Annotated in this window: 11 protein-coding genes; all 11 read right to left on the bottom strand. The window is 38.8% G+C overall.

From position 1 onward, the window contains the following. Nucleotides 1-932 precede the first annotated feature (932 nt). Nucleotides 933-1,184 carry a hypothetical protein gene (locus AABK37_RS38095; protein WP_432556609.1) on the bottom strand — a complete coding sequence of 84 codons (252 nt, stop codon included), beginning with the start codon at nucleotides 1,182-1,184 and terminating at the stop codon, nucleotides 933-935. Then, on the bottom strand, nucleotides 1,185-1,637 hold the full coding sequence (locus AABK37_RS38090) for a hypothetical protein (RefSeq protein WP_432556608.1): 453 nt from the start codon (nucleotides 1,635-1,637) through the stop codon (nucleotides 1,185-1,187). A gap of 163 nt (nucleotides 1,638-1,800) precedes the next feature. Further along, a complete protein-coding gene (locus AABK37_RS38085; RefSeq protein WP_432556607.1) occupies nucleotides 1,801-2,070 on the bottom strand; it encodes a hypothetical protein in 270 nt (89 codons plus the stop codon). A gap of 3 nt (nucleotides 2,071-2,073) precedes the next feature. Continuing rightward, the gene (locus AABK37_RS38080) at nucleotides 2,074-2,664 is read right to left on the bottom strand and encodes a hypothetical protein (RefSeq protein WP_432556606.1); all 591 of its coding nucleotides are present in this window, start codon (nucleotides 2,662-2,664) and stop codon (nucleotides 2,074-2,076) included. Nucleotides 2,665-2,773: 109 nt separating this feature from the next. Then, nucleotides 2,774-4,144 (bottom strand): hypothetical protein, encoded by a 1,371-nt coding sequence (locus AABK37_RS38075; protein WP_432556605.1) that lies wholly within the window; start codon nucleotides 4,142-4,144, stop codon nucleotides 2,774-2,776. Nucleotides 4,145-4,360: 216 nt separating this feature from the next. After that, nucleotides 4,361-5,779 (bottom strand): ISNCY family transposase, encoded by a 1,419-nt coding sequence (locus tag AABK37_RS38070; protein WP_432556610.1) that lies wholly within the window; start codon nucleotides 5,777-5,779, stop codon nucleotides 4,361-4,363. Between the two features lie 745 nt (nucleotides 5,780-6,524). Beyond that, nucleotides 6,525-6,965 carry a hypothetical protein gene (locus AABK37_RS38065; protein ID WP_432556604.1) on the bottom strand — a complete coding sequence of 147 codons (441 nt, stop codon included), beginning with the start codon at nucleotides 6,963-6,965 and terminating at the stop codon, nucleotides 6,525-6,527. A 223-nt stretch (nucleotides 6,966-7,188) separates the two neighbouring features. After that, on the bottom strand, nucleotides 7,189-7,755 hold the full coding sequence (locus AABK37_RS38060; protein ID WP_432556603.1) for a hypothetical protein: 567 nt from the start codon (nucleotides 7,753-7,755) through the stop codon (nucleotides 7,189-7,191). Next, nucleotides 7,752-7,961, bottom strand: coding sequence for a hypothetical protein (locus AABK37_RS38055; protein ID WP_432556602.1), 210 nt, complete (start codon nucleotides 7,959-7,961; stop codon nucleotides 7,752-7,754). Before AABK37_RS38055 ends, AABK37_RS38060 begins: the two co-directional genes overlap by 4 nt. Then, on the bottom strand, nucleotides 7,951-8,433 hold the full coding sequence (locus tag AABK37_RS38050; RefSeq protein ID WP_432556601.1) for a hypothetical protein: 483 nt from the start codon (nucleotides 8,431-8,433) through the stop codon (nucleotides 7,951-7,953). Before AABK37_RS38050 ends, AABK37_RS38055 begins: the two co-directional genes overlap by 11 nt. A 172-nt stretch (nucleotides 8,434-8,605) precedes the next feature. Next, a partial coding sequence (locus AABK37_RS38045; RefSeq protein ID WP_432556600.1) for a hypothetical protein occupies nucleotides 8,606-8,974 on the bottom strand: 369 nt, incomplete at its 5' end.

Raw genomic sequence — 8,974 nt, 5'->3', positions numbered from 1 at the left:
GACATGCGATTGGAACCAAACAGATCAACCGCATCAATTTGCCTTCGCGCAGCGTCTCCCTTTGGGAGAAGGTTGTCCGTTTTTGTCTAGGAAAAATGAAGCGCGATCGCGCACTTAATAGCACACTGAAAAAAGTTTTGCGGTTGTGTATGAGTGAAGGCGATCACCCTTTTCACCCAAAATCTAACTTATGGCAACGATACTGACTGTGAATGTGGGTGTAGTCTTGACAAAGTTGCACAATTGTAGTGTATTGCAAAAGCTTTAACGCCTCTGTTTTTTGGAGTTAATTTGATAAATAACTTAATAAAAGCGTTGTTGACCACCTTCAACTAGTAAAGTGAATCCCCACATGAATGATAAGGCGATCGCCCAAAAGCGGCTACCTTAACTATAATACGGACTTATGAATCCCCAAGGCGCTTATTCGCCTCAGGCAGTAGTTGACCTAAATACCCACCGACGCCGACTTTAGCCAAGTCCCCACTCGTTGGGGCGGAAGTTATGATCTGCGATCGCCAAGACAAAAGCACCAATTACCAGAATAATTACGATTACAGACCTAACAGTTAATCTTGACAACATCCTAACTTCCATCCATTTTTTGCATGTGCTTTAGTTGCAGCTTGAGCTCTTTGATTTCATCAAAAAGCCGATTGGCTTTATGGTCAATTTTTTCCTCATTGGCGTGTAAGAGATAATCTACCCCCTTTTAACCCCTGGATTCCCTGTGCTCCGGTGTCTCCTTTGTCTCCCTTTAGCCCCTGGATTCCCTGCGCTCCGGTGTCCCCCTTGTCTCCCTTCTCCCCCTTGGGAAAAACCTGTCCAAAATTGGGCAGGCTTCTCCTTCGGAGACGCTTCGCGCTCCCGCAAATGGCGCACAATAATCCACAATTAGCACCCAAAATCTTGGGTATTGGAGCGCCAAATGGTTAGAGCGGATCGCGGCTTAAATTGTTGACGGGCGCCTCTGCCTGCGATTGGGCGTGGATAACTTTATGAAAGCCCTTGTCTCCAACGGTTCCTGCCGGAATATTTTCAAGTGAAACAGATGGGGGAATCTTCCAGTTAGACTGTCCGGTGATTTCTTTAAGAATAAAAGCAAAACTACTCAGTATCTGTTTAAGATTTAAACTGTTGCCATAAGCCGCTGGATTAGTGGTATCGTCAATAACAATTGGCATTTACTCCGCTCCAAATAATTCCCTAATTAAATCTTCTGTACTATCAGATTCAGTACCAGAATACTGCCAAATACTTAGTCTTAAGTTTTTCATCCAATGTGGAGTTTCAAAAAGCAATTCGTACTGTTGAGTGTATTTTTTCAAAACTATCAATTTAGTACGATTAAGCTTTAAGCCTATTGAAAAAGCTTCTACTGTTGGCAATGGCGAAGCCACACCACCGCTACCTACTTGAAATCTTTGGCTCAAAGTTCCGGCATATCGCCAAGTAGCTTTTGCTCCTGGCGATAAACACCGCACCGCTAAAATGTGCTTTTCAATTAGAAAGGGAATTTCATAAGCAGGAATTGGATAATAAATATCTGGGATTGAAGTAGGCACTGCCTCACGATACTCATCATAAATTTGATGCCAGTTACCTTGTGAAGTGAGTTGTAAAATCGGTTCAGACATTAGCCTATGCGGAACGAATTACAATCTCGATATGCTCTTCCACTTCGCCAACAAATTTTAGGGGATTTATGCCGGAAATCGGTTTCCCTGCTGAATCAGGGAAAGAATTGCTATATTGCGAAGACCAATTACTTTCTATCCTTAACTGTAAGTTCCTGGTCACCTAAATCCCTCTGTGCATGATTAATTCAACATGATCGCAAAATTCACCCACAATTTCAAAAGGGTCTTTCACACCATATAATTGCAGCTTGTCGCAATAGTCAGATAAAGTAATTTTATTTTCCAGCCACTCTTTAGCCGCTTTGTTGCACCCAATCATGCCAGCAAATTCTTCGTCACTGGCATCAATATCAATTTCCACGGCAAGTAGATCGATGTCATCGTCGGGAACCCAAATAAATCCCTCTCTTTGAGCTATCTGGCTGTACATAAATTAAATTTCCTCCGGAGTGAATTTGTAAGATTTTTTAACTGTGGCGTTGCTTCCAGCTTTCCAAGCATTTGCGCCACCGGTTTTAGCTTTAATATCTGCAACTGCTGTATCAAAGTCATCCGCCATCGTCTTCCCGCCAAAAGGCATCGAAATCGTATCGGTTGTTGGCTTTTGATAAGTATTTCCAGTAATTCTGGATACTCTCTTCACAAAAGAATCTTTATTAGTAAAACTAAGCTTTGCGAACTTGTATTTAGGGGATGAAATCACCACAGGGGTAGTCCCCGCAGCAGTAAGAAAAAATTGTCCGGCTAATGCAGTCCGTAATGCATTAGCGACATCAGCCCCTACAGCGGCACCTTGGGTTGCATGTAAAATCCTAGATGTTTTTATATAAGTAACAATCGTGCCTGTGGCGTTAAAGGGGATAAGATACCCTGCTGTCAGAACTGGTTTTGCCTTGCCGGTACTAATACCTGGAATTGCAGCATATAAAGCTTGTTTCTGTTCCGGAGTCTTTGCTAACCAAAGTTTGTAAGCATCATATCTGGCTTTTTGACTTTCATATCTTTGCAGAGCGCGAAAACCCATTTAAGCTATCCTTTTTTTGTCTAAATTTATTTACAACCATAAGTTGTTTTTTTTTCTTATCCTGTGTGGTGAAACCTAATAGGTTTCAACCTAATTTCTCCACCAGATTTCACAGCCACTCTACTAGCGACTGATTTCTAAGTGTGGTATCAATTAGAAATATTGGAGAAATCAAATTCCCTAACGAGATATAAGCGTATCTAAATCGAAGTATTGCAACTGGTCTGTAGCGCCTGTTATTTCTGAGCTTACCGAGAATAGTCGTTTTTCCGGCTGTCGCAGTGGTAGTACTGGCTTTATCCGGGTCGTTAAGGATTATGTGGCTATCACCCCTATAAGGAACATCAATAGCGTTACAGATTTTTGAGTATATATTCACTGCGTCAGCTTTAGAGTTGACTAACAAATAATTTCCTTTAGCAAAACCGTTATCTGGGTCAGTGTAGCTTGCTGATTTATTCCCGGTAGTGTACGTAATTCCTTTTTTATTATCTAAAAACAAAGTTTTAATTTTATTTGCAATTGCGGTCATGTCTGTTCTAGAAATAGCCGACTTTGTTCCCTCGCTTGAGCATGAGAATTTCATCAACCTACAACTTTTTTCATGTTCAATCAATGGTTCGTCTATTGGTTGTGCTGCCCCGTCTTGAGAGAAGTGCAAGAATAGTTGGGGATGTCCAGCAACAGGGGGGGCAGTATCAAATTTTGAGCCATAAACAACCGCAAGATTTTTACGGCTGTAACCCATAACATTGTAAAATTTGATTTGTTGGTCAATATTACTTGCAGTTGCTGTTATAGCATCAGCCAATACCTTGTCATTGTTATTTAAATTATCTACCCCGTAATCCACCAAATATGCGGCTTTTTTTCCATAACGTCCAACCCATTCAGTAGCGCTAAATTGAGATTCTGTAACTTGTGCAAATTTTCTATCCACGTAAGTTATTGTAGCGCTATCCGTTGATTTAGTTACTTCTGCTTGTCTAACTTCAGCTTCAGTAACCGTAATCCCCCATTTTTTCGGATGTTCAGTTTTAATCGTTTCTATTTCAGTCTTTACTGTCTCTACTTGTACAGGTAATTTCTCTAATTCTGTTAAGCGTGTAACAGCATTTACCAAATTAGTATTAACCGTATTAACGCTGTTTTGTGTGTTTGTAACTGCGTTTTGTATAATTTGCAAAACTTTAGCATCAAATCTAGGATCTTTCTCTAAATTTGCAACCTTAGTTTCTATAGTTTTAGTTTTTACCTCTGCTGCTTTTGCTTTAGTTTCTATAGTTGCTACTTGCGTCTTTAATTGGGTTACTTGCGCTTTAATTCCTGCATTAGAAGAACTAAGGAGGCTATTTGCAAGTTTAATTTTAAGATTTTCAATAGCATTAAATAATATGTTTTTATTTTTAGTTGCTTGAGTGACTACGTTCTTCAGGTTATTGGTCAAGGCATCAATAGCAAATTCAGATTGCTGCTGCACAAGATCAACTTTAGCTTGTGCCTTGTAACTGGAGTTTAGACTAGTTCGCGGTGCGAAACTGTTGAACAAATCAGATAAACAACTTTATTAATAATCAAAAATTACGTCTAGAAGCTATACCATAATAACAGATAGCTATTCAAAGAATTTCTATTTGTTTCGTCATTTTGTGCTGCTTAATTTTTTTGAAATCGGAGATTAATTAATACTAAGTAATTAAGGATAAGCGTGAGAATTCATATTATTTTTAATGATGCTCCTGCTGATGATAGTTAAATTATGAGCGATAATTCCCCAGCCGACCCAACTCGAAAACCCCAACTCTCCTCGATATAAACAACGTTGTAATCCAAAGCATCGTTTCAGAAAACTTATACGTCCTTCAACCCCGTTGTGCCAACGACGAGCTTTTTTAAAGTTTCTCTTTCTTTCATGATTGATTCGTTCTTTACTTCTATAACCTCCCTTGGGTAAAATGACTTCTTTAACTCCTAACATAGCAGCATAGTTTTCATTTGTCTGGGAGTAAACACCTCTGTCAGTAGTCACGATTTTCGGAGGTGAACCAAAATTTTCTACATGTTGGTCAAGACTTGGGGCTAACTGTTGGGTATCGTGAGGATTACCCTTTAAAACTCGATAGTTACTGATAATTCCACCTTCAACTTCATCTAACCAAACTTTATGCCCAAACTCTACATCTACGTTGAGTTTTCCTCGACATATAATATCTGTATGAGATTCAAATATACTGACTATTTTTTCATTATTAGGAACTTTTTCTTGTTTTAAAACTCGTCGATATGCTTGTTCAATCACTTGTTCTATACGAGGGAGAAAGACTGCAATTTTTTGAAGTAGCTTCTGAGAATCTAGAGAATTTAAATTATCAAGAATTATCTTTAATTTTTGAGCCTGTTTCAAGCATGAGCGTGCCACTTGAATCAATTTTGAGTAAGCTTGTTCTCGTTTTTGACGACCAGATTGATTTCTAGTTTTTGACAGGCCATCAATTTGTCTAGAAATTCTTCTAGCTGTACGACTACGATTACGAAAAAGACTTGAATTAACATTTTTTAAATTTGAGAAAAGAATGACTTTAGCTTGTGATAAAATTCGACAGATAACTTTGACTCCATCTACTAATAAACTGTTATCAGACGGAAAGTGAATATTAGTTGCGACTACTGTACCGTCCGTTCTTATCTGTCTCCCCTTAGTTATTTGTAATTTTGTCGCGATTTGAGTCAGACGTTGATTAAAATTCTTTAAAGTCTCTTGACTAATTTGATGTGACCAGCGAATTAAAGTACTTTTGTTAGGAAGAGGATTAAAATAAACTCGACAAAACTGCCTCAACATTAAACTTTCGTTCACGTTTAAAATTGTCTTTTCATAGCTCCAATTACGTAAGTGTTTTAAAGTTAGTATTTGTAAAATGACTTCTACTGGAGTTGAATTTCTTCCAGTTTTCGTCGTGTTTCGATAACGCTTTGATAAATCTGATTCAATCAACTGAAATAAATTTTCATCTAAAAGTATTTTATCTATTTCGTAAATTGAATGATCCATCTCTCCGATTAACTGAATCAGAATGTCAAATTCTTTATCAAATCTATATTTTTTACGTAACATCGAATAATAGCTCCTGCGTAAGCCTTGAGACAAAGAAAATATATTCTGTGAACATACTTTTTTTCGATGCACTATTATTATTTTTGAATAATTAATTTTGAAAAATTCATTTTTCATTAATATTCATAATTCTCCTTTATCGCAATCAATTTAGTTTTCCAAAAATGTAATTCCAAGTTTATTTCAATGCATAGCGATGGCTCCGCGTGCCCTGCCCTGTGCCTGATCCCAAGGATTGCGCTCCCCCAAGCTCCGCTTGAGGCAATGCAAACGGAGTTTGCATTAGTCCTGGAGGCGATCGCCTGTTTGATTGCCTTGCACTCTTATTTAGTTCATCTGTACCATAAAAGTGGAAGAATCGAGATGCAGAAGTTTCGGTTGTGTGCAGGTAAGATTTAACATATATCAATAAGAGTAATAATTTCAGGTTTCGCACCGCGAACTAGACTAAGCAACAAGAAATGACTCAGCAATGCTGAGTTGACAAGATACAGAGATCAAGGATGAAAATCTTTGATATTAAGCAGATTGTAATTGTTATTTGCGGGGCTTTGTTGTATTTTTTTTTACTATTGGATAGCGAATTCTACGTTGTCGTGGTTGTCCCAGTTTCCAGCCTGGAGACTTTCCGCGAGGTTTGGGCGATCGCGCAGGAGTACTAATCGCCGCTAAAATGCTTCCCATAGCCTGGGCAACCCTTCCAGGCGTTAACTTGTCCATAGGCTTCTGCCAAGGTAAAGGGTTGTCAGCAACGACCTGAGCGAGCTAACCACAATTCCCAAGTAATCATTGGCATCAAGTCACTCCAACGTTCACATTGCTTGGGAGTACTAAGCTTTGGAAGAGTCCAGTGTAGGCGTTGCTTTAAAAAACGATACCAGTGGTCAACAGTAAAGCGACGCAAATAAAGTCGCCAGACTTCTTCTAGTGGAGGCATTTCAAGACCCACCCAAGCCAACCACAAAGGTTTGGAGATTCTCAAGTGACCTTTCTCATCAAGACGCTCAACCCTAATCAAGGACATGGGGCGTGTAGCAGTTTTACGGATCTGTTTGATGTATAGCTGCATTAATTTCTGTCGCTGCGGTCTACTATCTTGTAGCGCTTCGTAGACGCTGGGCCATTTGCGTCGAAACACTGGAGACAGGGATAGGTCTGCCAAACTGTAAGCATTACGGGTCAGCAATATGGCATCCGTTAGCTCAAAGGTGGCATCATGGGCTTTGCCTAAATGCTTATAAGCTGCACGGGCGTAATTCTTTCAGTTTGGTTAGTTTCATATTAGCAGGTGAGAGTTGGTGGTTCTTCTCTCATTTTCTGCCCAAGGGGGTCTGTGTTAATCACAGACCCCCTTTCCAAAAATTTTATACCAACAACACACGCTTTCCTTTGTTTACGATCGCCTGCCTTTAGTCTAAACTCCAGTTGTAAACAATGTCTCTTGTTTGAGCAACATAACCGTTAATAACGTTAAAAGTTTGTTCTAAACCTTCAATTTTTAACTCGTTCTTTTTAATGCTCTCTTCTAATTTTCTGGTAGTGTTATAGTTTTTTGTAATCAGCTTTAACTGAGTATTAAATTCAGAAGACACAACTATTTCTTTTCGTAAATCTATTTCTTGTATTTCTTCCTGACTTTTAATAGCTAAAACTGTTAACCCAGCTGAAAATAAAGTTGTCCCAACACTTACAGTAGTTGCAAGAGACGGATTTACTGATTTGAATGCTCCGGTTTTTAAGTTGTCGGTAATTTTTTTTGCATAATCAGCAATCTTTTTCCAGGTTTGAACCTCTTTATTTACTTTTTGTAAGTCTCTTATCTTGGCAGTAGTTTTCATACCTTCAGTAAATATTCTCCCATATTTACTTAAACCAAAAGATATAGAGTTAGTCATATCTCTCAGCCTATAAGCAGCGTGTTGATAGCCTTGTGCTGCCGCTCTTTCTACTAAATCATAGGGAAGATAACTATTCATAATGTACTCTTGAAGGGAATGAATTTAGTCAGAACTTTTAGCACGGGTTCAACGTATCGAGTCAAAAAAACTCCGACATTTTTCATGTCTTTTTCTAAGGTAGAAACTCTTTGCTCTAAAGCGCCTTGATTCGATAGCTGGTCAATTCGTTTATTGAGATTATCAATTGCTTGATAAATAGCTTGAACTTCGTTATCAGTTGCCATATATTTCTCTTAGCTTTGAATTAGCTTGATTAACTCCACTAATAACTTTAGGGGCATCGATACAAGTTATTTTCCCCGCTTCTCCCTTGATGGCGGTTAAGCCAGAAGCGCAAGAGATACAATTTACTTCATAGTTGACCGGAATATCTTGATAATCTTGTGCGTACAAAACACCTGTTGTGTCGCTAATAAGAAAAGCATTTTTGAAAGCACGAATTGGTTGAGCAATTGCAGATACCACCCTCCCGCCTGGATGAGTAAAATATTCAACATCAAAAAATACTTTCTCTGCATTAGTCTCTCTATCTATCTCTGCAAACCGAAATCTTTGTTTGTTTGGGTTTAGTACTCCTGAACCTCTTAGTGCTGTTTGATAATATCTGTAACTAGAATTTTCATCCATAAACCAAGTGCCTGCACCAATCGGTTCATTAACTATAGTTTTTGCAAATAATATTTGAAAAACATCCATTCTTTGAAAGTCACCGTCAAAGTATCTCCCTACACCTAAAACACCTTGCGCTCGTTCTATTTCTACGGGGGGATTGTAGCTGACAATTCGACCTTATCGACCGCCGGTGAGCGAGAAAAGTACTTCAGCAGCGGCGGCATTGTTTTGTGGATTAGTATTTTCTGGAAGATATTTAATTTCCATCTAGGTCGTTAATATTTAGTGATGCAATTATTCCGTTGCCATCATTTAGTAAGATAATTTTGATTTTGAAGATATAGTTGTAGTAGGCTACACCATCCCTGGTTTGAGTTTGGGTGCGAGTTAAAAGTACGTTTAAACATTCCCAGTGAAGCGAATTATAAAATTCTAAAGCTTCACCGTTAACATTGATAAAATCCCCAGTTTCTGTAAGAAGATAGCCATTGAAGTATTGCCTCACTCTCTCCAGCAGCGCTACTAGCAATGCTTGGGGAGAGTTGCCACTGTAACCCAAACCAGCTTTGGGAATCACAAGCATCTGCGGTGTTTGATACGCTCCCTCTCCAAAAATTTGAGCAAA

This window comes from Tolypothrix sp. VBCCA 56010, assembly GCF_050875635.1.
GTDB lineage: Bacteria > Cyanobacteriota > Cyanobacteriia > Cyanobacteriales > Nostocaceae > Hassallia.
This window is presented reverse-complemented; position numbering and strand designations above follow the sequence as displayed.